This is a genomic window from Leucothrix pacifica (assembly GCF_003172875.1).
GTDB lineage: Bacteria > Pseudomonadota > Gammaproteobacteria > Thiotrichales > Thiotrichaceae > Leucothrix > Leucothrix pacifica.
Map to the genome: position 1 here is coordinate 1 of NZ_QGKM01000007.1, position 23883 is coordinate 23883.

Below are 23883 nucleotides of genomic sequence, written 5' to 3' on the forward strand. Positions count from 1 at the left end.
TAGTCGACCCTGAAAAACCATCAAAGCCCTTGATAGTTAAAGGAAAACCCTCTTTAAAGCATGGTCATTTCGACCAGAAAGGGTAAAATGAACGCTCTTTTCTGGTCGAAAGGTTCAAGATGCTCACACCTGACTCTCCCCACCACCAAACCAATTTATTTGGCCCGGATCTGTTGCTACAGCTTGATCCCAACGATCCATTGCTCGCCTTAGCGACTAAGATCCCTTGGTCAGTGTTTGATGAGGCGTTTGCCAAGCACTACAGTAAAACCACGGGTGCGCCTGCTAAGCCCATCCGGTTGATGGTCGGTCTGCTGTTGCTTAAGCAGCTGGAGTGCCTGAGCGATGAAGTGGTTGTGTTGCAATGGAAGCGCAATCCTTACTATCAGGCATTTTGTGGCATGACCGAGTTTCAGCAAACCCTGCCCTGCGATAGCACAGAGCTGGTCAAATTCAGACAACGGATTGGCAAAGCAGGCGTCGAATTGGTTTTTCGCATGAGTGTTGCCCTGCACGGGAAGGCAGCACTCGAGGCTAACGTCAATATTGACACCACCGTACAAGAGAAGAACATTACCTATCCCACTGACAGTAAGCTGGCGATTAAAATTATCAAGCGCCTGAACAAACTGGCTAAGAAACAAGGCATTCAACAACGTCGCACCTATGTAAAGGAGGTCAAGCATTGCCGGTTAGCGATACGTAACTTTCGCCATCCCAAAAAACGAGGCCAAGCTAAAAAGGCGTTGAAACGATTGCGTACCATCGCAGGCAAGTTGATCAGAGAACTCAGAAGAAGGTTACCGGCTGAGGCGTTATTTGAGCAGTATCAGAAAGACTTTCTCTTTTATGAGCGGGTGCTGGCTCAGCAGCCCAAAGATAACAACAAAATCTACTCCCTGCATGAACCGGCAGTTTATTGTATTGGAAAAGGCAAGGATCACGTGCAATACGAGTATGGCAATAAGGTCTCCATCGCCAGTACGGCTAAAGGCAATATTATTGTGGGTGCGGTGAGCCATGAGCAGAACCTTCATGATGGTCATACGTTGCCGGACATACTCGCTCACATTAAGCGCAGCCGTGGCAAGAAAGTCAAACAAGCGACCTGTGATCGAGGTTATCGCGGCAAACGCCGGGTGAATGGTACGGAGATCGTGCTGCCCAAGCCGCCACTAAAACGGGATAACCGCTATCAGCGTGATAAGAAACGCAGGCAGTGCCGAAGACGGGCAGCGATAGAGCCTATCATTGGTCATCTGAAATCAGACTTTCGCTTATCCCGAAATTACCTCAAGGGTGTAATGGGTGATGAAATCAATCTGTTGATGGCAGCCGCTGCCTGGAATCTAAAAAAGTGGTTAGTGGCTGCTTCAGCGGCGGCAAAATACTACTTTTGCCTTGTTATTGTGTTGGTATTAGCGAGGGGGAGTCGTGTTCAAGCCCAATTTCGAATAAGTCTGGCACACAACTAAACAGTCTGAAAAACGTATAAGTCGGGCGGAGTTTTTCAGGGTCGACCACTTAGAAACGACGTTCAATTCGTATTAAAAGCCATCACTGGCCGCAGCAAAGACTAAAAACTGGGCAATTGTCTATGCCGACCCATCGCTTGAGTTGGACAATAACGATATGCGAAGAGTCATCAATAAATAGTTGAACAGAAGCTTATCTTCCCACTTAGCAATTGGATCTGGTATCTCTCTGACCAAAGAGGAAGCGAATCACAGAAAGACTACTGAAGCCATAGGAATGTCGTGAATTGCCATTAAAGCATCCGACACTACCTCTCTGGCACATCCGATGTTGTATCAGCAGCAAATATATTAGCGAAACTCAATTCTATAAATAGCTCACAACAAATAGGGCGAGCTCTATCAGTACTGGATGCTCTCCCTAGGTTCGGTCCCCATAAAGCTAATAATATGGGTATTCGGCAAACTGCTATCGTGTATCCAACCTGCATGACAAAAGCCGATTATAATTCATACAATAGCCCACAAAGTTCCACCAATCCAATAGCTTCTACACCCCCTCCTTTCGGGTAGCGCTCCAATCCCGTATAAACCACAAATGCTTTACTAGGTTTAATATCATCCACGGATATATGAAACCCTTTAGTAACCTTAGGCGCAAGACTACGTTTTATCTCTATCGCCCAAACGCCATGCTTACCGCCCAAATCCAAAAGCAGGTCAATCTCAGCACCCGCTGAGGTACGGTAGTAACTCACTTCTGCTCGATCTGGTGCTGCCCGAATCAAACTTTCAATGACAAAACCCTCCCAACTTTCACCCGTAATCGGGTGACTGAGAATTTCATCATAATCATCGAGCCGTAACAAAGTGTGTAACAGCCCACTGTCTCGCAGGTAAACTTTAGGGCTTTTTACCAAGCGTTTGCCTACGTTAGCGTGATAAGGCTGTAAGCGCCTGATGAGCAACAAATCAACCATTAGATCGAGATAACGTGCAACAGTCTTACCATCAACGGAAAGACTTTTCGCCAAGTTTGCAGCATTCAGTGGTGACCCCTGTAAATGCGCTAACATCGTCCAAAAACGCCTCAATGTTTCGGCAGGTATACGCGGCCCAAGTTGCGGAATATCTCGCTCCAGATAGGTTTGAATAAAGTTATTACGCCAAGTCACACTTTGCTCTTCATCAGCTGCTAGAAAACTACGGGGAAAACCGCCACGAATCCAAAGCTCATTGATTGAAGCAGGGTCAATCTCGGCCACCTCTAAAGGTGTTAATTCGAGATATGCAATTCTTCCAGCCAAGCTTTCACTGGATTGTTTGAGTAGCTCTATAGAAGCTGAACCTAAGAGTAAAAACTGACCCGTCGTAAAACCCAATTCAATACCTTCATCGATTAAACCTCTTAAAATCTGAAATAGGTTTGGTAGGCGTTGAACTTCATCAAGAATGATCAGCTTTCCTCGGTGATGGAGTAGGTACTCACGTGCATCTGAGAGTTTTTCCAGATCTTCAGGATTCTCTAGATCAAGATAGATGCTATCGGTTTCTTTACCCAGACTTTTAGCGAGGGTTGTCTTACCTACTTGTCGAGGTCCAAGCAGTGTTACGGCAGGAAACTGGTTTAGACGCTTCCTGACTGTGGCTGTGAGTTTTCTAGATATCATCCTTGTAATTATGGACTTTAGTGCCAAATTTGCAAGGTAGTTGTAATATCACTACTGAAAAACTTGAGCGCAGCAGCACTAATCACCCAGCAATCCCCATAATAAACTCCCACTCTGACTTCTCGACTGGCATGATGGAGAGTCTGTTGCCTTTTTTCAGCAGCCTCATCTCAGCAAGTTCTGGCATGGTTTTGAGCTCAGCCAGACTAATCACCTGCTCCAGTTTTTTAACAAACTTCATATCAACCAATATCCATTTCGGCTTGTCGGGATCACTTTTAGGGTCGTAGTAGTTTGCCTCAGGATCAAACGCTGTGGGGTCAGGGTATGGCTCGCTGGCGACCTCACAAATCCCGACAATACCTGGCGCTGCACAGCTGGAATGATAGAAAAACACCTGATCACCAACCTTCATTTGATCACGCATAAAATTACGCGCCTGATAATTCCGGATACCATCCCACGGTTCAACATTCGCCGCTTGCAAATCATCGATTGAAAACGCGTCGGGCTCACTTTTGATTAACCAGTACTGCATTGGACTCTCCAGACATTCAAGTCTCTCTATCATATCGGCTGAATCTGAAGCAATAAAGGGTGATGCGTTGCTAAGTATTAGCAACTAAAGCGCTGAGGTTAGTTAGCTTACAGGTGGTCTGGCCGGGAAAGCTTATAACAGCCCTTCTTCTTCCAGGACCTTACGCGCTACCCGAAAACACTCCAGCGCCTGTGGCACGCCACAATAAATCCCCACCACATGAATAATCGAGCGGATTTCTTCTTTAGTTACGCCATTGCTAATCGCGCCACGACAATGAATTTCCCACTCGTGCATTTTGCCCAACGCCCCGATCATGCTGAGATTCATCATAGAACGCGTCTTAGGATCAATGGTGTCATCCCCCCAACCAAAGCCCCAGCACCACTCGGTCATAGCTTCCTGAAACGGCAGAGTAAAATCATCCGCTGCTTCCAGATTTTTTTGCACATACTCTGCGCCTAAGGTGGCTTTGCGCTGCGCCAGACCTTTCTCAAATAGCTCCTTATCCATCTAATACATCCTCTTTGGGTTTCTGTAATTCATTGAGTGCGATCGTCATCGCTTGCTGTAAATGTTTTGCACAGGCTTCTGCTGCTGTGTCGGGGTCTTGTTGCTTAATGGCTGCGGTAATCGCCCGAAGGTTGCGCGGGCCTGCAGTAGAGCGTCCTTTTGAGCTGAGTGTGACGGCGCGTAACTGTCCAATGCGTCCGTTCAGGCGCTCAACCAAGTCCCAGGCTACCCATTTTTCACCTTCGGAGAATATCGTATGGTAGAACATGCGGGTATCTACTAATGCCTGTTTGATATCATGATCTAGCAGTGATCGGGCAATCTTATCGCAGTACGCTTCGAGTGTGGCTACCGTTGTTTCGCTGGCGATAGCGGCACAACTGGCGATCGCAGCACTTTCCAGCATAGTACGGATTTCATAAATTTCCTGTACCTCATGCGGATTCAAAGTAGCCACTGAAGGGCCGGCATTTGGCACAACTGTAATCAGCTGCTCACTCTCTAAATGTTGAATACACTCACGAATTACCGTACGACTAACACCTAATTGTTCACAAAGCGTTCGTTCAACCAAACGCTCTCCGGGTAAAAAATAGCCCATAGTAATGGCTTCACGCAGTCGTTCCAATGAGGTTTCTTTTAAGGTTTTTGGTCGTTCTAAGCTGGTTAACATCTGTCGTTATCACCCATTCATTAATTGTTTGCGTTTTTGCATATTGTATACCATCATACAAAAAACAGCGACCACGAGTATTTTTGAATGACACCCGATATTAGAAAAATCGTTACTTTTGAAGAAGAAGTGTTTAGCGAAGGTTTTCGTAAAGCAGACACGCCATGGCGCCTCTACGCGGTTGCAGCCGTAATCACAAACCCTTGGGCAGGTCGTTTTGTTGAGGATCTGACTCCGGAAATTCGTGCATATGGCCCAATACTGGGTGAAATGCTAACCGAACGCATCGTCAGCTTGGCAGGTGGTGGTGATGCTATTGAAGCCTATGGGAAAGCAGGCGTCGTTGGGACTAATGGCGAGATTGAACACGCTTCCGCCCTAATTCACACGCTGCATTTTGGTAATCATTATCGCAATGCAGTGGCAGCCAAAAGCTATTTATCATTCACGAATACCCGCGGTCCGGCCAATGCGCCCATCAGCATTCCATTGATGGATAAAAATGACGCCGGGCGCCGTTCTCACTACCTGACGATCCAATTCGCCATTCCTGATGCACCTGCACCGGATGAGGTAGTGATTGTATTGGGTGGAGCATCAGGCGGGCGACCACATCACCGCATTGGTGACCGTTACCAAGACTTAAAAGAGCTGGGTCATGACCTCGATAATCCTGCCTCGGTCTAAAACCGACCAAGGCATCGCCTATCACCACAGTGGGAATGCAAATGGCATACCGCTGTTATTGATTCATGGCGTCGGTTTGCGCGCTGAAAGTTGGTATCAACAAATTGATGCGCTAGCACCTGACTACGATGTCTATGCAGTGGATATGCCCGGCCATGGTGAAAGTAATATCTTGTCAGTTGAGTCAAAAGAACCGACATTAGCTGATTTTACAGACTGTTTAGCACAGTTTATGACGCAGGTCATTGGTAAACCAGCAGTGATTATTGGTCACTCTATGGGTGCTTTACTGGCATTATCACTGGCTAAATCCTACCCTGATTTATCTCTGGCTATTGTGCCGATGAATGCGATTTATCAGCGGAGTGATGAGGCTAAACAAGCAGTACTCAGCCGTGCCAAACACTTGCGGGAACAACCACAATCAGACCCGACTGCGCCGGTAAAACGCTGGTTTAGCGAAACGCCTTCTGCACAGGATCAGTTACACGCAGCGATGTGTTGTGAGTGGCTGCAGGGAGCCAATTTACAGGGCTATGCGGATGCCTATACAGTATTTTCTGAAGACGATGGTTTAGCAGAATCAGAGCTACAGGCGCTTGATTTACCGTGTTTGTTCATCACCGGTGAACTGGATGCTAATTCAACACCCGATATGAGTGATACCATGGCACAGCAGCTACAACATGCAGAGTCGCTGGTGATTCAACACTCCCGCCACATGACTCCGCTCACCCACGCTGCACCAGTAAATGATGCATTAATGATGTTTTTGCATCGGCATGTGGCCACACAAAAGACTACCCGCACGGAGGTTTCATCATGAGTAATTTGGACCCCAAGGCCTTACGACAGGCATTCGGCACTTTTTTAACCGGTGTCACCGTCGTCACAGCAAAAAGCGCAAGCGGTGAATTAGTTGGCTTTACTGCAAACTCGTTTACCTCAGTGTCGATGGAACCACCCTTATTATTAGTCTGTCCGGGAAAATCACTGGGCAGTTATCCGGTGTTTGAAAATTGCAGCCACTTTGCGGTGAATGTACTGGCACAGGATCAACAAGATATTTCCAATCATTTCGCAAGCTTTGATGGAGATCGCTTTGCCGATGTTGACTGGCAAGCCGATGAGTTTGGTACACCAATCCTCACGGGTGCAAGCACACACTTTTCCTGCAGTACTCACCAACGCGTCGATGCCGGTGATCACATGGTGCTGTTCGGCGAAATTCAGGCTTTTAGCAGCACGGGTGACGAAGGCTTAGGCTACTCCAACCAAGGGTATTTCAGCTTAGGTTTAGAGCGTGGTGCTGGTGAAGCGCCTGCCACTGTGCGCTCCTTTAGAGTGGGCGCGATTGTTGAGGCAGATGGCGCCATTCTGGTGAAGGGGTCAGAACAGGGGCTGCGCCTGCCAACCGTGGAAGTACAAAGTCGTACCGGTGCCTTAGCTGCGATTCGTGAGCATTTTAAACAGGCTAACCTGCCCGTCGAACTGGGCCCTGCGTATTCTATCTTTGATAACCCGAAAACGGGTGACTACTCTGTGTATTTTCGCGCAAGTTGCGATGAAGCAGTGGCAACTGACTATGGCACCTTTACCCCGTTGGATTCACTGGCTGATGCCAAACTGGCCTCTGAGCCAGTTAAAAATATGTTAAATCGATATGCGCTGGAACGCCATACCGGCGTGTTTGGCTTGTACTTGGGTGATGAACAAGACGGAGAAGTACACACCCTGCATCCCGGAGGTTAACTCATGAAATTCTCACTGTTTGCGCACATGGAGCGTGTCACTACGGGCGCGACTCATCGTGAGCTCTACAATGAATTTGTAACTCTGTGTGAAATGGCAGACCGTGGCGGTATGCACGCCATATGGACTGGTGAGCACCACGGCATGGAATTCACCATTGCCCCCAACCCGTTTACGACACTGGTGGATTTAGCCCATCGCACAAAGCAGGTTCGACTAGGGACTGGCACGGTGATCGCACCATTCTGGCATCCCATCAAACTTGCCGGTGAAGCCGCTATGACCGATGTATTGACAGGTGGACGATTAGATGTCGGCATTGCCCGCGGCGCTTATAGCTATGAATACGAACGCATTATGCCCGGTATGGATGCCTGGGAAGCGGGTCAACGCATGCGTGAGATCGTGCCTGCCGTACAGCAGCTATGGAAGGGCGACTATGCGCATGACGGTGAATTCTACCAATTTCCTGCCAGTACCAGCGCACCCAAGCCATTACAGGATGGCGGACCACCTCTGTGGGTTGCTGCACGAGACCCTAATAGCCATGAGTTTGCTGTAGCCAATGGCTGCAATGTGCAAGTCACCCCCCTCTGGTTAGGGATCGAAGAAATAGAGAACCTAATGAAGTGCTTCAAAGATGCTTGTGAAAAGCATCAGCAAGTCGCTCGCCCAAAAATCATGTTATTGCAGCATACTTATGTTGGCAAAGACGAAGCCGCTGTGATTGCCGCCTCCAAACGCTTAAGCCGTTTTTATTGTTACTTCGGCTCATGGTTTAGAAACCAGCGCCCGGTCACTCAGGGTCAAATCAAAACCTTATCGCAAGAAGAAATGGATGCGATGGAAATGTATAGCCCTGAAAACATGCGTAAAAACCTACTGATCGGCACCTCACAACAAGTGATTGACCGACTCAAGCATTATGAAGATTTAGGCTATGACGAATTCTCATTCTGGATTGATTCCGGCATGAGTAGTGCCGACAAGCGCGAATCCTTAGCCCGTTTTATTGATGAAGTTATGCCAGCCTTTAGCTGAAACCACCGCCCGCAGGAGCACCCACTATGAGCACACAATTACCGATGTTTCAGTTATATATCGATGGCCAATGGACGGATGGCAGCACCGGACAAACCATGAGCAGCATCAACCCTGCCACCGGCGAGGCGTGGGCAAACTTTGCCTGCACCAGTAAGGAAGATGTCAATCGCGCCATTAGCGCTGCACGTCGGGCACTCAATGAAGGTGAGTGGCCAGCAATGACCGCCACACAGCGCGGGAAATTGCTGTACAAATTAGCGGATTTAATCGAAGAACACGCGCAAGCACTCGGTGAATTAGAAACCAAAGACAGCGGGAAATTACTGGCTGAAACCAAAATGCAAACTGGTTATGTCGCGGACTACTACCGCTATTACGCCGGTCTCGCTGACAAGATTCAGGGTGCAACCTTACCGATTGATAAGCCGGACATGCACGTCTTTACCTCACGCGAACCGATTGGTGTGGTGGCTGCGATTGTGCCATGGAATGCACAGATGTTTTTAACCGCTACAAAGCTTGGACCAGCTTTAGCGGCAGGCTGCACGGTGGTACTTAAAGCCTCAGAAATCTCACCGGTTTCTATGCTGGAATTTGCACGTTTAATTGAGCAGGCAGGCTTTCCGGCAGGTGTGGTATCAGTGATTACCGGTGATGCTGAGAACTGTGCAATTCCACTGACTAGTCACCCGGATATTGACCGTATTGCTTTCACTGGTGGCCCTGATACAGCGCGTCATGTGGTACGCAACTCAGCGAATAACTTTGCCGTCACTACACTGGAATTAGGCGGCAAGTCACCGATTCTGGTGTTTGATGATGCAGATTTAGACAGTGCAGCGAATGGCCTAATTGCCGGTAATTTCGGAGCATCCGGTCAGTCTTGTGTGGCAGGTTCGCGTGCTTTTGTGCAGCGCTCGGTGAAAGACAAACTCATCGCCCTGATTAAAGAAAAAGCAGCGTCTATTGTTATAGGTGATCCGCTGGATGCCAACAGTCATGTCGGACCACTTTGCACTGAAACACAGGTTGAGCGCATTGAAGACACACTAGAAAAAGCCCAAGCGCAGGGAGCCAATATTGTGTTTGGTGGCATGCGTCCTGAAGGCTTGGAGCAGGGCAATTACTTTAGCCCGACACTAGTGGAGTGCCCTGATGACCAAACTGAAACGCTGACCGTTGAGATGTTTGGGCCGGTGATGTCAATCGTGCCGTTTGATAACGAAGACGAAGCCATTGCCATGGCCAATGACAGTGTTTACGGGCTTGGTTCAGGCATCTTTACGCAGAACTTGGCACGGGCACACCGTGTGTCAAAGAAGATTAAGGCAGGGATTTGCTGGGTAAATACGTATCGGGCGATATCACCAATTGCGCCATTTGGGGGTTATGGTGACTCCGGTTATGGGCGTGAGGCAGGGTTAGATGCGGTGTTGGATTACACCAATACTAAAACGACCTGGATTAATACCTCGGATGCGCCGATGGCTAATCCGTTTGTGATGCGGTGAAGTAAAAACTCCCACAGCTGCTAGCGCTTATTGATGATGTCGCCAGTGCTGGCTGCAGTGTTATTACTCCCCATTTACATACTGTCAGACATTGTCAGTGAGAAGGTGTTTTTCTTAGCGGTGCAATTAGCCCTGTTTGCGATTTCATTGAAACCTGTTTATGGCGGGTCTGTAGGGTTATTCGGTGCTAACTAATAGTGATAGAAACCTAATCTTGTAAGCTCGCCTATGCTATCTTCTGCTCTTGCTAGCTACTCTTCCAGGGACTTAACACTTCATGCAAAACACACTGACACCCTCAGGTTCCAGACGCTCCCAGTTACTTCTGGTCTTTGGCGTCGTTTTACTATTACTAGTCATTTATGCGCTAACTTTTAGTTTAGATGCATCAGGCAGAGATTTTTGGCTGAGTGAAGGGGGGATTGTTGAGAGCTTGTCAGCACTGGGCTATTTCGTCTGCGCGGCACTTATGCTCCTGATGGGAGGTTGGCATTATGTAAAGAAATATCATTATCTTTTCATGCTGGTGCTGCTATTTGGCATGCGTGAGCTGGATTTTGATAAACGCTTCACTACCATGGGGATTTTTAAAAGTAAGTTCTATGCCAGTAGCGATGTACCAATGATTGAAAAAGTTATTGGTTTAATCGTTATCGCCATCTTTTTCTATATTGTTTTTCGTCTGGTCAAAAACCATCTAAAAGACTTCATCACGGGTGTATTGCGCTTTTCTCCGGCTCATTTGGCAGTCTTTTTTGCCATGTCCTTTATTTTTATTTCAAAGACTCTGGATGGTATTGCCCGAAAACTCGGTGGCTTTGGTATTACTATTGAACAGAGTGCGTCTGTTTATTTCCAAGCACTGGAAGAGATTTTAGAAATGGGTATTCCTGTCTTGCTAATGCTATCGGTTTACCTGTTTTTATCACGCCATAAACAGTAATTCCCACTTTCATTGTGGTAAATGATCAAGCATAAAAAATGCGGCCTGTGGGTACCTAAGCTAAGGCAAACACAGACCGCATCGATTCAGTCAGTCGATCAGATTAAGCCGCTTTAGTCACCGCTTCTTCTTCAGCAACCGGCGTACGCATCATGTAATCAAATGCGCCCAAGGCAGCGGTAGACCCCGCTCCCATCGCAATAATGATCTGCTTGAACGGAACCGTTGTAGCATCACCAGCGGCAAACACACCCGGTACATTGGTTGCACCACGATCATTGATCACGATCTCACCGCGCTGGCTAAGCTCAACACTGCCTTCAAGGAACTCGGTGTTCGGCACTAAACCAATCTGTACAAAGACACCTTCCAGTTCAATATCATGGCTTTCACCTGTCACACGGTCGGTGTAGGTCAAGCCAGAGACCTTCTCACCGTCACCAGTGATTTCAGTCGTCGCTGCTTCTTTGATGATCGTGATGTTAGACATTGATTCTGCCTTACGAACCAATACCGCATCAGCCAGCAACTTATCTGCAAATTCCAGTACCGTGACATGACCCACGATACCCGCTAAGTCGATCGCCGCTTCAATACCTGAGTTACCACCGCCGATAACAGCAACACGCTTGCCTTTAAACAAAGGGCCATCACAATGAGGGCAATAAGCAACTCCCTTACCAGTGTATTCCTTTTCACCAGGTACATTGATCTCCCTCCATCTTGCGCCTGTTGACAGAATGACTGAACGGCTTTTCAGTACCGCACCATTTTCCAGCTCAACCGATACTAAGCCACCAACTTGCTCCGCAGCCACCAGTTTACTGGCGGTTTGGTCGTTCATGATGTCTACATCGTAATCACGAACATGTTCTTCAAGGTGCGCAACAAGCTTTGGACCTTCGGTTTTCTTAACCGAGATAAAGTTCTCAATGCCGACCGTATCCAGTACCTGTCCACCAAAACGAGAGGTTACAATACCCGTACGGATGCCTTTACGGGCTGCATAAATTGCAGATGACGCACCAGCAGGGCCACCGCCTACGACTAATACATCGTAAGGTTCTTTTTCATTCAGCGCAGCCGCCTGACGCTTCGCTGCACCGGTATCAATCTTGTTAACGATCTTCGCTAAGCTGGTACGGCCTTGTGTAAACTGCTCACCATTCAGGAATACCGTTGGTACCGCCATGACCTTGCGTGAATCAGCTTCCTCAGGGAAGACGCCACCATCGATCATCACGTGTGAAATATTCGGGTTAATCACTGCCATCATATTCAAGGCCTGAACCACATCAGGACAGTTTTGGCAGGTTAACGATATAAAGGTTTCGAATTTAAACTCACCTTCTAAATTGCGGATCTGCTCGATCAGCTCAGGTTCCACTTTCATGGTGTGGCCACCGCTGTGCAGTACCGCCAAAATCAACGAGGTAAACTCGTGACCCATTGGTACGCCTGCAAAGAAAATGCTGCTGTCAGAACCTTTACCTTGCACCTGTAATGACGGCGCTCGCTCGCCATTTGATCCCTCTTCAACACTGATCAACGAAGACAACTCCGCCATGTCGTTAGCAAGTGTTACCAGCTCTTTCGACTTGTCAGTATCGTTTGCAAATACTCGTAGCACGACATCAGTTTTTAGATTGCCAAATGTCTGCTTTAGCTGTTGTTGTATGTTTGAATCTAACATTTTTATGACCTACTGATTGATGCTTAAAGTGGCTGCCCGACACGAGGAGGAGTATCGGGCTGCCTTTTTCTATTAGCGATTAACGCGCTATTAGATCTTACCTACTAGATCCAATGATGGCGCTAGTGTCTCTTCACCTGGTGTCCATGCAGCTGGGCAAACTTCATCAGGGTTAGCAGCGATGTGCTGTGCAGCCTGAACTTTACGAACCAACTCAACCGCTGAACGACCGATACCCAGATCGTGGATCTCAGCAACTTTCACTTCACCTTCAGGGTTGATCACGAACGTACCACGTAGTGCCAGACCGTCTTCTTCGATCATTACGTCGAAGTTACGAGTGATTGCGCCTGTTGGATCGCCGATCATTGGATACTCGATCTTACCAATAGTGTCAGACGTGTCGTGCCATGCTTTGTGAGTGAAGTGAGTGTCAGTTGATACTGAGTAAACTTCAACGCCCATCTCTTTAAGCTGTGCGTAATGATCAGCAAGGTCACCTAGCTCAGTCGGACATACGAATGTGAAATCTGCAGGGTAGAAAAATACGATAGACCACTTACCCAGCATGTCCTGCTCTGATACATCAACAAACTCGCCGTTGTGGTAAGCCGTTGCTTTGAAAGGTGCTACTTTAGAGTTAATGATTGACATAATTGTCTCCTGTTAAATGAAAATTGTTACGGGTTTCTATAAAATCTGGGAGTATATTATCCCCACCCCATAAATAGATAAAGTCACTTGAATCTATCTTTGCGATTGATATCATCTATTGATATACCGTCAACGATTATATATCAACTTCATAGAGTGAGATAACTTTGTGGTTAAATTACGCGATTTAGAATACTTAGATGCTATTGAACGCTATAAGCACTTTGGTAAAGCAGCCGATGCCTGTCATGTCAGTCAACCCACCTTAAGTGCTCAAATCAGAAAACTGGAAGAACAACTGGGCCTGACATTAGTTGAACGACATCCCAGAAACGTTATGCTGACAAAAGCCGGTGCCTTACTCACTGAGCAAGCCCGCAAAGTACTCAACAGCGCCAAAGAGTTTGAAACCGCTGCTAAAAACCTGGCTGACCCTCTCGCGGGTGATTTACATATTGGTCTGATTCCCACCCTGGCACCTTATTTGTTACCACAGATTATGCCTGCGCTGACCAAGTCCATGCCTAATGTGAATTTGTTTCTTTATGAGAAGCAGACAAAAACTCTGCTAGAGGATCTCGACAACGGCGCGATGGATATCCTGATACTGCCGTGGCTTGATGATGAAATGAAACGTTTTGACCGCTATAAACTCATGGATGAGCCGTTAGTACTGGCTGCACCACCCGACCACGCAGTTAGCCAAAAATCGCCTCTGACACTGGACGATTTAAAGGATGAAACGATTCTTACTCTGGAAGATGGTCACTGTCTGAGAGATCAGGCCATGGGCTATTGTTTCATCGCAGGTGCTGAGGAGGATAAGCGCTTTAAAGCAACCAGTCTGGAGACTCTGCGCTATATGGTCGCCAGTGGCTCAGGCGTGACTTTAATGCCTAAACTGGCAGTCATGAATCAAGCAGAATCCGACATGATTTGTTATCGTGAATTTGCAGAACCCCAACCAACACGCGAGATTGCAGCGGTTATCCGGGCAAATTACCCAAGAATGGAGGCCGTGCGAAAGTTAGTGTCGACCATCAAGGCACTGGATTTATTTAAATCCGCTTAGTTACTACTATCATCAGGAACCTCAAATGTTCGGATTACTACTATTTTTCGTTGCGCTGTTTGCCAGCATCACATCAATCACCGTTTTGTATCGCCGCAAACCTTATAAAACGCTAACACCTGAAAAACCACGCATCGTCTTTTTCCCAAAGTACTTGGCAAGTTATCAGCGTGATGATGCGGATGTTGAGCACACCATTACCCAGTTGGGGTTCTCAAGAGACCCGCTGACCGGTTTGTATAGACGTGGCTTGGTACGTTCCGGATTGACCACCAAATCAGTCAAACTCACTATTTCAGTGGATCGCGAGAAGAAGGAGATAGCGGTTTACTCTACTTTTTTCGGTATTTTATTGGATAACGGCGACCTCTGGCAGGTTACTCATGACATCGTTAACGGCTTAGAGCCCCAGCCTGACTAAATGCAAGCTGATATAAACTGCACTGACACCAGCGATACCATCTCCCCAAGACACTTAAGGATCAACAATGGAACCGATTTCAATCTTACTCACCCAACTGCGTGATATGGTTCGTGAAACCATTGCTTTGTTACCGCAGCTAATGATTGCTGTTTTAGTGATGGTGCTCACATACTTTGCCGCCTCATTGGTCCGTCGACTGGTGCGTCGCATCTTCAGAAACAGTCGTCTGCGCGCCAGTCTGGTGAATCTCATCGTGATTCTTTCCTCCATGGGCGTTTGGGTGCTCGGCATCATGGTGGCCGCGATCATCGCGTTTCCAAACCTCACCCCCACCAAAATGCTTGCCGGACTCGGTATTGGTTCGGTCGCCATCGGATTTGCCTTCAAAGACGTTTTCGAAAACTTTTTAGCCGGAATCATAATCCTGTTGCGCCGCGAGATGCGTATTAACGATTATATCGAGTGTGTAGGCCTGGAAGGTAAAGTGGAGAATATACTGGTGAGAGAAACGCATGTTCGGCAAGCAGATGGCCAATTGGTGATTATCCCCAACAGCATGCTGTTTAAAAATCCGGTCACAATTCGCACGGATCTTGACCAGCGCCGAACAACCATTATCTGTGGTGTCGCCTATGGAGAAGATATCGAGCAATCCCGCTCAGTGATTCGCGAAGCTGTCCTGAGTTGCCCGAGTGTGGCCAGTGATAGCAAGCCCGTGCAGATATTTGCACAAGAATTCGCAGACTCTTCAATCAACTTTGAAGTGACCTGGTGGACAGGCTCTAAGCCACTGGATATTCGTCAGTCACGCGATGAAGTGATTCAGTCGATTAAGTCTGCTCTGGATCAGGCGAATATTGAAATTCCATTCCCGTATCGCACGCTGACATTTAATGAGTCATTAAAAATCGACACACAATCCGACAGCTAAACACCCATAGCACTTTATTAAGGAGCTACAGTCACTATGCATCATCATGTCGCCGAACTTATCGCCTCTATTCTTATCGTTGGTATCGCCTTGCAATGGGTGGGTTGGCGTTTAAAAATTCCCGCACTGATATTGCTGATTGCGGCTGGCTTTATTATGGGACCAATCACCGGCTGGCTAAAACCCACCGAGGACTTTGGTGAGTTGCTACAACCCATGGTGTCATTAAGTGTAGCGGTGATTCTGTTTGAAGGTGGCCTGAGCTTGCAGTGGCATGAGTTTAAGAAAAACTCACGTGTCATCTACCGCTTGGTGACGTGGAGCGTTGTGATCACCTTTGGGACAGGTAGTCTGGCAGCGCACTATCTGCTCGGGCTATCCTGGCCGGTGGCGTTAGTCTTTGGTGCCATCATTATCGTGACAGGACCGACGGTCATCATGCCGCTACTGAAACAAGCGAATCTGCGCAAGCAACCCTCATCGCTCCTGCGCTGGGAAGGTATTGTCAATGACCCTATCGGTGCCTTACTTGTGGTACTGATTTACGGCTATTACGTGTTATCGGAAAGTGATGCCTTAGCCATCAACATAGCCAGTGGTTTATTGATTAGCCTAGTGGTGGCATCCGCACTTGGCGTCGGCGTAGGACTTTTGTTAGCCCGCGCGTTTCGTCAGGGAAAAGTGCCGGAATACTTAAAATCCCCTTTGATACTGATCGCAGTATTACTGGTATATACCTTATGTAATCGCGTACAAAGTGAGGCAGGATTACTGGCTACAACCATACTAGGTATTACACTGGCAAACCAACAACTTAATACCCTGCATGAGCTGAAACGTTTTAAAGAATACGTAACGATTCTGCTGGTTTCATCGACCTTTATCGTACTCACGGCAGACATCAATCCGGAGATTTTGCAACGTTTGGGCTGGCAGAGTTGGTTATTACTGGCGCTGGTTATTTTTGTATTTCGTCCGCTGTCGATTTATCTGTCGACAATAGGTACTGATATCAATAAAAAAGACAGAATGCTGATTGCATGGATTGCCCCCCGAGGCATTGTGGCGGCAGCCGTTGCCGGACTATTCGGCGCGGAGTTAACCGACAAAGGTTATGAGGGTGCAGAGCTGTTACTGCCATTGATTTTTGCCTTGATCATACTCACCGTGGTGATGCATGGCTTAAGTATTGGCTGGGTGGCGCGAAAACTTGGACTCGCTTCTTCTCATCCGGATGGTGTCATGATTGTCGGTGCTTCATCGTGGAGTACCGCATTGGCGAATGAGCTGCATAAAAATGATATCCCTGTAGTGCTGATCGATACCAATTGGGACGCGCTGAAAGCTGCCAGAATGAATAATATTCCCACGCACTATGGTGAAGTCTTATCCGAACGAACCGAGGAAGTGCTGGAGCTCTCACACATCACTAAGCTGCTGGCAGTCACACCCAATGAAGCCTATAACACGCTGATCTGTAGTCGCTTCGGGCCTGAGCTGGGTCATCGCCATGTTTACCAGATGGGTTGGAAAGCGGATACCGGTCGCGGCACTAACAAAGCCACAGAAGGTAAGTTACCGAGTCAGTCAATTCGCGGTGAAACACTGTTTGGTGAGGCTATTTACTACAACGATTTCGCACAGTCGTTTAAGGATGGCTGGCAGTTTGAAAGTACCGGTTTATCTGAGCAATACACACTTGAAAACCTCACCAGTGACAAACCCGAAGCCACTGAATTAATCGCGGCCATTGACGAGTCAGGTAACATCGTTTTTTACCCATGGGATGAGAACTTAGACACTCAAACGTTCAAACAGATCATCAGCTTTGTTCCTCAGGACAACAATACAAAACAGGGTGATGCATGAAAACGCGCCTGCGACACTTTATGGAATTAGCGAGTGCCAATATCTGGATGGTGCCATCGTTATTTTTAATCGCGTCCGTGCTGATTGCTTTTCTTAATTTTTACCTGGATAAAACCCTGTTTGCGCAGCATGTTCAGTTTCCCAAGTTATTTTTATACTTCAATAACTCTGAGAATATCCGTACCTTGCTGAGTGTTTCGGCCTCCTCAATTTTGGGCGTTGCAGGTGTATCGTTCTCCATCACTATCGCCTCTTTAACGCTGGCATCACAACAGTTTGGCTCGCGATTATTACGTAACTTTATGATGGACCGCTTTAATCAGCTTGTGTTGGGAGTGTTTATCGGTACCTTCCTGTACTGCATCATGATGCTGCAATTCACCAGCTCGATGGATTTAGAGAAGACCACACCCCTTATCTCGATGATTGGTCTATTAATACTCATCGTGACGAATCTGCTGATGTTGGTGTTTTTTATTCACCACACCGCAGTATCCATTCAGGCTGAGAGCGTGATTGCTGATGTCAATGGATCACTCCAGTCACAACTCAACACCTTCTTTCCAGATAAATACACTGAGACAGAGCACCTTCCCGAATCTGTCACCGAACACGCTGACGACCCGTTTGAGGGTATCGATAATTATATCTATACCAAGCAGTCTGGCTACCTGCAGGCTATCGACATGGAGAGTTTAATCGCATGGGTAAGCGATGAGGATATTTCGCTGAAGCTCACCGTCAAACCTGGCGACTTTTTGATTAAACACAGCCTGATCGGTGTTTGTTTGATTAGTGATGAGCAAAAAGAGGATTTTAAAAAGACCATCAGCGACCCGGTTAATGACCGTTTTCTGATTGGAGCGAAAGGCACTGCCAGCCAAGACCCTGAGTTTGCGGTGAGACAGCTGGTTGAAGTGGCGGTTCGCGCCTTATCACCGGGCATCAATGATCCATTTACCGCCATCACCTGTATCGACCGCTTAGGTGATAATATTGCTTTTCTGATTGACCGGGAGTTTCCGTCTGATCAGCACTTTGACGAAGAAGGGCGACTGCGTCTGCAAACCAAGCCATTTACCTTTGAGGGGATTGTAGAGGTATCGTTTAACCAAATTCGTCAACACGGCCGTGCGGATGTATCGGTGACGATTCGTCTGCTGGAAACCATGTATTGCCTGACCCAACAAGTCAGAAGCCAAGCGCAGGCTGAGGCCATTGGTGTGCAGGTCAATGCGATCTATTCAGCGTGTGATGAGAACTTTAAAGCCACTAAAGACAGGGATGATATTGAAACCTTGTATCAGAAAATTACAGCACTACTGGAGGAGCGATTTAGTAAAGGATAGGGATCTTTTTCGTTGAAGATATCGCCATCATCGAATCAATTATAACGGTATCCAAGTTTAGAGATAGCAGGTTATTGCCTCCTTATCTAATTGATTTATTTAAAATACTTTAAACCAATATAGCAAATGGTTAATTGACTTAAGAGATGATCAACCCTAGGCTAGAGAGTAATGATTTCAGTCACCGCCCCCGGTCTTTTCTATCGGTGACTCAGTGATAGTACAGGCAATTTTCATTTTCAATCCAATTTAGTAGAGGTTATTTATGCCAGCATCAAAAGCCACTCAAGCGACAGAAGATCTACGTGAAGAAATTGCAACACTACGCAAAGAATTTGCTGAAATGATGGAGCTAGTGAAAGACAAAAGCGGCTCTTACGCGGAAGATATTAGTGAGACTGTAGAAAAAAGTGCAGAGGCCGTTTACGAAAAAGGCAATCTCGGGCTGGAAGAAATCAATGAACGGGTGCGTAAAAACCCTGTTGCCAGCTTGGCCATCGCTTTCGGTGTGGGTTACATCATCTCTAAACTATTTAGTAGTGATAAATAAGTTCAGGTGATAAGACGATGAAAATGCTGACAGAAACCATTGTCAGTATCTGTGATCTGGCAGAGGCCGAAGGTCGGCTGCTAAAGCACAAGGTAGTGCAAACAATATCGGTGGGTCTTTTGTTGCTTATCGCTGCTGCTATGCTACTGGCTGCCTTAGCGCTTCTGATCACCTCGCTATATCATCTGTTAGCTAACTGGATGCCACCTAGTGCGGTATTCCTGATTCTATCGCTGTTTTCTTTGCTGTTAGCCGGAGGTATTTTATGGACCGCTATACGCCTAAACCGCAAACCGTAACAGAGGCTAAACAACGTTTATTGGCAGTCCAGCCAAAAAAGCCAGACTATCTGGAGTCCATTAAAAAGCATCCAGCAGCCAGCGTCGGTGTAGCAGTCGCTGCCGGCATCATGGCGAGAAGTGTCGTTAAGAACAAACGCCTGCCACCCGGCTTCTGGAGCTTGGGTATGTTTCTGCTCAAGAAGCTGTAGTGGCGGAAGGGGGGTTACCCCGCGGTGCTTTCATTATCCCACATAACAACTTCTTGATCCGCTTTTGCCATTTCCAATAACTTTATCAACGGAGCATTCAGTCTACCAGCTGCTAAAGCATGGGTGTTTAATAATAGATTACAGCAACTCGAAATTTACCAGTCTGTTCACCGCCTCACGTACCTTTTTAAAAGCGGCATTGATCGCAGTTTCGATAGCAATATCCTTCATTCCTCCGAATTCAATCATCAGCATTTTGATATTGAGCTGTTGGAATTCGATCAGCTCACGGGCAGACTCCTCAGTAAGCTCACCAGCTATCTGTAACTCGTTGATGTAGTCGATACTCGCACGCACTTCCATGACCTGCTTTTCCATATCTGGTCGGATTTTTACCCAATCAGCGCCTAGTGAGTCTTTAAAAATCACTAACATCTCTTTACTGACCGTTTCCAAATCTGGCTTGCCGGCATCACCCTGATCTATTGTGTACGTCATGTTATGTCACCGTGGGCTAATTATAAGAATGTGAAGAATCACGTTGTTTGGCTTCTTCAAAGCGTAAAATGCTATCAAGCAAACCACTTAACGATTTACTCAAAATTGCGATTTCAACTTTAGTGAGACAGGCTTTTTTGTGCTTTTTCTGTAGCTTTTTCAGGCCTTCGTCAAGTACGCCAACCTGCAATGCCGTCGTCTTATTTTTATGCTTTGTGCGCTCACGCATGGCAAGCAGATCAAACTCTACCCAGAGTTGTTTGTAGGCTTCAGTATGATTCTGGTAACGACAATCTGGCTCTATGCCCGCCAGCTCATCTAGCTCAAAGAATAATCCGGTCAATTGCTCTCGCATATTCAGGACTGACTTTTCAGTGCGGGAATCATACTTGCTAACCAGTTGAACCGTGCAGCCTGAGATAGCGAACAGCAACAACAGCAACAGGCCATTACGTCTGAATTTATACTTCATTATTTCCCCCATTATTTTATCTGGAAGTCATGCTATCACAATATGTGTATTTTTAGAGCATATTACCGCATTATTATCGATTAAAAGTCATAGTGTTCCCATTGCGAAAAGCCTATCCTGTAACGCTGTTTCACTCCATTGGAGATCACACCATGTCATCTTTACGACAGGATCAAACCCGCGGTATTCAACTCATGTTACTGGGCTGTATTCTGTTGCCTCTGATGGATGCCGCTGCAAAGTATATGGGGGAAACAATTTCATCAGGACTCATTGTGCTAGGGCGCTTTGCCTTTCAGAGTTTATTCCTGCTGCCCTTTGTATGGAGCACACTGTATTTACCCAAAGGCAGAGAATTAGCACTTCATCTGATGCGGTCTTTTAGTATCGCGGTTGCGACAGTCTGCTTCTTCACCGCCATCCAAGTCATGCCCATTGCGGATGCGCTGGCCATTTTCTTTGTAATGCCCTTAATCGTGACACTGCTGGCCCCTTGGGTACTCGGTGAATCTGTGGGGTGGCGGCGGTTAGTTGCGGTATTTGTGGGTTTATTGGGTGCGGTTATCATTATTCAACCCGGACATGCCTTATTCGGCGCACGCGCCTTGCTGCCTTTAATGACTGCACTTGCCTTCTCGTTTTACCTGATGTTTACCCGTAAATTGGCGCGAGTAGGCAGTGAAACTCATCAAGGCAGCGGGGTTGCACCACTTACCATGCAGTTTTATTCCGGTTTATTCGGCTCCTTAATCATGATTACCATCATTACAGTGATGCAGCCGTTCGAGGTGTCGATGTTTACGATATCCCTGCCAGAGCCTTGGCAATGGAGACAACTAGTACTGGTTGGCTTTCTGGCTGCTGTTGGGCACTTGGTGGTAACCACGGCGTTTAAATATGCCGATGCTTCAATTCTGGCACCGTTTCAGTATATCGAACTGATTAGTGCGGCATTGCTTGGTTGGTGGTTGTTTGATGATATTCCTGCGGTTACCACCTGGATTGGTGCAACCATTTTAGTTGCTTCCGGACTGTATATCTTCCACCGGGAACGTGAAGCAGCCACACTCTGACGCAGCTTATGCAAGGTTGAAGGCATTGTTTCACAAGCAATGTAAGGGGTATGTTAAGAGTGTAAGTTTATTGTAAAACAATCACTTACGCGGTATCAATTTGATATTTCGCAATGTTTGATCAGTGGCTAAGCCTTACTCTGAAAGCGTGAAATCAATAACGCAATCGGAGCAAAACAATGAAAAAACTATTCACTGGCACAGCCATCGCAGCGGTATTAGCAGGAAGCTTCGCAGCCACAAGTCAGGCTGCTTCAACACTGACAGAAGCTGAATCAAAAACACTTCAGTTCATGCATGAAGAAGAAAAACTGGCTAAAGATGTTTACCTGACGCTTTATGATAAATGGAATATCCGCTCATTCAGTAACATTGCAGGTGCTGAGCAACGTCATCAGAATCAGCTAAAGGCACTACTGGATAAGTACGGTGTTCCTTCGGCTATTCAAAGCAGCACAGTCGGTGATTTTGCTAACCCTGAACTGGCGAAGATGTATAAGGATCTGACGACTCAAGGTTTGGCTTCTTTAGAGGGTGCGCTCAAAGTTGGCGGTATGATTGAAGAGCTGGATATTATGGATCTTCAAAAAGCCATTGCAGAGTCCGATAAAGCAGACGTTGATAGCACTTATGAAAATCTGATGCGTGGCTCCCGTAACCATTTAAGAGCCTTTGCCAAGCAGTACAACAAAAACATTGGCAGTGTTTATCAGGCGCAACTCATGCCAGCGGCCGAAGTGAGTGCCATTATAAACTCAGAACAGGAACGCGGTGGTGGGACAGGTGGCCAAGGTCATGGCGGTAAAGGCAAGGGTGGTGGACATGGTCAAGGACAGAATATGAGCCAACATGATGGTCACGGTATGCAACAAGGTCGTGGTCAAGGCAGAGGACAAGGTCATCGTTTTGGTAAAGGTAACGGAGCTGGTTACGGTAAACAAGCCGGACAGGGAAAGCGCTGGGGTCAGCAAAACCGGGATCACCAGACATGACTTTCTGATTTAACATAATCTGTAAATCGCTCACAAGGCAGGCATGATTATCATGTCTGCTTTTCTTTATTTGGGCTACACTGACCGCCTCTTAATCCATAGCGGATCGCACCATGGAAAACTCACGCGGTAGTGCTTACATGATACTGGCAATGGCATTCTTCGCCTTGGAAGATATGTTTATCAAGGCCGCATCCAGTTCGGTCCCGGCAGGTGAAATTCTCATTTTCTTTGGTATCGGCGGCAGTATTGCCTTTATGCTGATGACCCTGAAGCGTGGTGAAGCTATTCTTCATCCGGCAATACTCACACGAGCAGTGTTGATACGCGCCCTCAGTGAAATTATCGGTCGCTTAGGCTTTACGCTGGCACTGGTATTAACTCCGCTTTCCAGCACCTCTGCAATCTTGCAAGCCACTCCCTTAGTCGTTGTCATGGGTGCTGCAATATTCTTTGGCGAAAAAGTTGGCTGGCGTCGCTGGAGTGCTATTTTGATTGGCTTTATCGGTGTATTAATGATTATTCGCCCCGGCCTTGAAGGATTTCAGGCGAACTCACTGTTAGCGGTCGTCGGTATGCTGGGGTTTGCCGGACGAGATTTGGCGACACGTGCAGCCCCCAAGGTATTATCCAATGTACAACTAGGTGTTTACGGCTTTTTGGTGCTGATTCCAACCGGGATAGGGTTGCTACTGTATAGTGGTGGGGCGGTCATTCCTGATTTGCTAGCCAGCGGCCAGATACTGGGAGCTATCGTGTTTGGCGTCATTGCCTATTACGCCCTGACACTGGCTATGCGCACAGGTGAAATATCCGTGGTGACGCCTTTTCGCTATACCCGCTTAGTATTCGCCTTACTATTAGGCTTTCTGGTGTTTGGTGAACGACCCGATGCGATGACACTATTGGGTAGTGCCATTATTGTGGCTGGTGGCATATACACACTCCTACGCAATCGTCAGGTACGCCAAGCGACACTCAACGCTAACACTTAAGCTTCACAAAAACCG

The 23883-nt window shown here is 47.1% G+C and carries 27 protein-coding genes; 19 read left to right on the plus strand and 8 right to left on the minus strand.

Annotated features, from left to right (window positions below):
• Nucleotides 1-119: 119 nt before the first annotated feature.
• A complete protein-coding gene (locus DKW60_RS04175; RefSeq protein ID WP_219988631.1) occupies nt 120-1475 on the plus strand; it encodes an IS5 family transposase in 1356 nt (451 codons plus the stop codon).
• A gap of 503 nt (nt 1476-1978) precedes the next feature.
• On the opposite strand, the gene DKW60_RS04180 is transcribed toward DKW60_RS04175, so the two are convergent.
• The 4 genes from DKW60_RS04180 to DKW60_RS04195 all read right to left on the minus strand — a co-directional run bounded on the left by DKW60_RS04180 (nt 1979) and on the right by DKW60_RS04195 (nt 4869).
• A complete protein-coding gene (locus DKW60_RS04180; RefSeq protein ID WP_109836413.1) occupies nt 1979-3145 on the minus strand; it encodes an ATP-binding protein in 1167 nt (388 codons plus the stop codon).
• A gap of 82 nt (nt 3146-3227) precedes the next feature.
• Entirely contained in the window at nt 3228-3683 is a 456-nt protein-coding gene (locus DKW60_RS04185) for an EVE domain-containing protein (RefSeq protein WP_109836414.1), read from the minus strand.
• 132 nt (nt 3684-3815) lie between these two features.
• A complete protein-coding gene (locus DKW60_RS04190; RefSeq protein ID WP_109836415.1) occupies nt 3816-4196 on the minus strand; it encodes a carboxymuconolactone decarboxylase family protein in 381 nt (126 codons plus the stop codon).
• Nucleotides 4189-4869 (minus strand): GntR family transcriptional regulator, encoded by a 681-nt coding sequence (locus DKW60_RS04195; RefSeq protein WP_109836416.1) that lies wholly within the window; start codon nt 4867-4869, stop codon nt 4189-4191. Before DKW60_RS04195 ends, DKW60_RS04190 begins: the two co-directional genes overlap by 8 nt.
• Before the next feature lie 87 nt (nt 4870-4956).
• Between DKW60_RS04195 and DKW60_RS04200 the strand changes: the two genes are divergently transcribed.
• From DKW60_RS04200 to DKW60_RS04225, 7 genes are all read left to right on the plus strand, one after another.
• Entirely contained in the window at nt 4957-5556 is a 600-nt protein-coding gene (locus DKW60_RS04200) for an amino acid synthesis family protein (RefSeq protein WP_109836417.1), read from the plus strand.
• Nucleotides 5528-6382: an alpha/beta fold hydrolase gene (locus DKW60_RS04205; RefSeq protein WP_109836418.1), complete on the plus strand. Its 855-nt coding sequence runs from the start codon at nt 5528-5530 to the stop codon at nt 6380-6382. The genes DKW60_RS04200 and DKW60_RS04205 overlap by 29 nt, the downstream gene beginning before the upstream one ends.
• On the plus strand, nt 6379-7308 hold the full coding sequence (locus DKW60_RS04210) for a flavin reductase family protein (protein WP_109836419.1): 930 nt from the start codon (nt 6379-6381) through the stop codon (nt 7306-7308). The genes DKW60_RS04205 and DKW60_RS04210 overlap by 4 nt, the downstream gene beginning before the upstream one ends.
• Before the next feature lie 3 nt (nt 7309-7311).
• Complete coding sequence (locus DKW60_RS04215; RefSeq protein ID WP_109836420.1) at nt 7312-8349, plus strand: LLM class flavin-dependent oxidoreductase; 1038 nt, start codon at nt 7312-7314, stop codon at nt 8347-8349.
• Nucleotides 8350-8375: 26 nt separating this feature from the next.
• Complete coding sequence (locus DKW60_RS04220; RefSeq protein ID WP_109836421.1) at nt 8376-9863, plus strand: aldehyde dehydrogenase; 1488 nt, start codon at nt 8376-8378, stop codon at nt 9861-9863.
• A 33-nt stretch (nt 9864-9896) separates the two neighbouring features.
• On the plus strand, nt 9897-10058 hold the full coding sequence (locus DKW60_RS23935) for a hypothetical protein (protein WP_219988632.1): 162 nt from the start codon (nt 9897-9899) through the stop codon (nt 10056-10058).
• An 82-nt stretch (nt 10059-10140) separates the two neighbouring features.
• Nucleotides 10141-10806: a hypothetical protein gene (locus tag DKW60_RS04225; protein ID WP_109836422.1), complete on the plus strand. Its 666-nt coding sequence runs from the start codon at nt 10141-10143 to the stop codon at nt 10804-10806.
• A 103-nt stretch (nt 10807-10909) separates the two neighbouring features.
• On the opposite strand, the gene ahpF is transcribed toward DKW60_RS04225, so the two are convergent.
• Complete coding sequence (gene ahpF / locus DKW60_RS04230) at nt 10910-12499, minus strand: alkyl hydroperoxide reductase subunit F (RefSeq protein ID WP_109836423.1); 1590 nt, start codon at nt 12497-12499, stop codon at nt 10910-10912.
• Nucleotides 12500-12589: 90 nt separating this feature from the next.
• Nucleotides 12590-13153 carry an alkyl hydroperoxide reductase subunit C gene (gene ahpC, locus DKW60_RS04235; protein WP_109836424.1) on the minus strand — a complete coding sequence of 188 codons (564 nt, stop codon included), beginning with the start codon at nt 13151-13153 and terminating at the stop codon, nt 12590-12592.
• 169 nt (nt 13154-13322) lie between these two features.
• On the opposite strand from ahpC, the gene oxyR reads away from it, so the two are divergent.
• The 8 genes from oxyR to DKW60_RS04275 all read left to right on the plus strand — a co-directional run bounded on the left by oxyR (nt 13323) and on the right by DKW60_RS04275 (nt 19838).
• On the plus strand, nt 13323-14225 hold the full coding sequence (gene oxyR, locus DKW60_RS04240; protein ID WP_109836425.1) for a DNA-binding transcriptional regulator OxyR: 903 nt from the start codon (nt 13323-13325) through the stop codon (nt 14223-14225).
• 25 nt (nt 14226-14250) lie between these two features.
• A complete protein-coding gene (locus DKW60_RS04245; RefSeq protein WP_109836426.1) occupies nt 14251-14646 on the plus strand; it encodes a hypothetical protein in 396 nt (131 codons plus the stop codon).
• A gap of 67 nt (nt 14647-14713) precedes the next feature.
• Complete coding sequence (locus DKW60_RS04250) at nt 14714-15580, plus strand: mechanosensitive ion channel family protein (RefSeq protein WP_109836427.1); 867 nt, start codon at nt 14714-14716, stop codon at nt 15578-15580.
• Nucleotides 15581-15616: 36 nt separating this feature from the next.
• Nucleotides 15617-17449 carry a cation:proton antiporter gene (locus DKW60_RS04255; protein WP_109836428.1) on the plus strand — a complete coding sequence of 611 codons (1833 nt, stop codon included), beginning with the start codon at nt 15617-15619 and terminating at the stop codon, nt 17447-17449.
• Nucleotides 17446-18798: a DUF2254 domain-containing protein gene (locus tag DKW60_RS04260; protein ID WP_109836429.1), complete on the plus strand. Its 1353-nt coding sequence runs from the start codon at nt 17446-17448 to the stop codon at nt 18796-18798. Before DKW60_RS04255 ends, DKW60_RS04260 begins: the two co-directional genes overlap by 4 nt.
• A 265-nt stretch (nt 18799-19063) precedes the next feature.
• The gene (locus tag DKW60_RS04265) at nt 19064-19348 is read left to right on the plus strand and encodes an ElaB/YgaM/YqjD family protein (protein ID WP_109836430.1); all 285 of its coding nucleotides are present in this window, start codon (nt 19064-19066) and stop codon (nt 19346-19348) included.
• 17 nt (nt 19349-19365) lie between these two features.
• Nucleotides 19366-19647, plus strand: coding sequence for a hypothetical protein (locus tag DKW60_RS04270; RefSeq protein ID WP_109836431.1), 282 nt, complete (start codon nt 19366-19368; stop codon nt 19645-19647).
• Nucleotides 19614-19838, plus strand: coding sequence for a hypothetical protein (locus DKW60_RS04275; RefSeq protein ID WP_109836432.1), 225 nt, complete (start codon nt 19614-19616; stop codon nt 19836-19838). Before DKW60_RS04270 ends, DKW60_RS04275 begins: the two co-directional genes overlap by 34 nt.
• Before the next feature lie 138 nt (nt 19839-19976).
• Here DKW60_RS04275 and DKW60_RS04280 read toward each other — a convergent pair whose 3' ends face one another.
• Nucleotides 19977-20336: a hypothetical protein gene (locus tag DKW60_RS04280; protein ID WP_109836433.1), complete on the minus strand. Its 360-nt coding sequence runs from the start codon at nt 20334-20336 to the stop codon at nt 19977-19979.
• Nucleotides 20337-20352: 16 nt separating this feature from the next.
• Nucleotides 20353-20808, minus strand: coding sequence for a hypothetical protein (locus tag DKW60_RS04285; RefSeq protein WP_109836434.1), 456 nt, complete (start codon nt 20806-20808; stop codon nt 20353-20355).
• 152 nt (nt 20809-20960) lie between these two features.
• On the opposite strand from DKW60_RS04285, the gene DKW60_RS04290 reads away from it, so the two are divergent.
• The 3 genes from DKW60_RS04290 to DKW60_RS04300 all read left to right on the plus strand — a co-directional run bounded on the left by DKW60_RS04290 (nt 20961) and on the right by DKW60_RS04300 (nt 23868).
• Nucleotides 20961-21881, plus strand: a complete 921-nt coding sequence (locus DKW60_RS04290; protein ID WP_109836435.1) for a DMT family transporter — start codon at nt 20961-20963, stop codon at nt 21879-21881.
• Between the two features lie 179 nt (nt 21882-22060).
• Nucleotides 22061-22873 carry a DUF2202 domain-containing protein gene (locus DKW60_RS04295; RefSeq protein WP_109836436.1) on the plus strand — a complete coding sequence of 271 codons (813 nt, stop codon included), beginning with the start codon at nt 22061-22063 and terminating at the stop codon, nt 22871-22873.
• A 113-nt stretch (nt 22874-22986) separates the two neighbouring features.
• The gene (locus tag DKW60_RS04300; protein WP_109836437.1) at nt 22987-23868 is read left to right on the plus strand and encodes a DMT family transporter; all 882 of its coding nucleotides are present in this window, start codon (nt 22987-22989) and stop codon (nt 23866-23868) included.
• Nucleotides 23869-23883 lie beyond the last annotated feature (15 nt).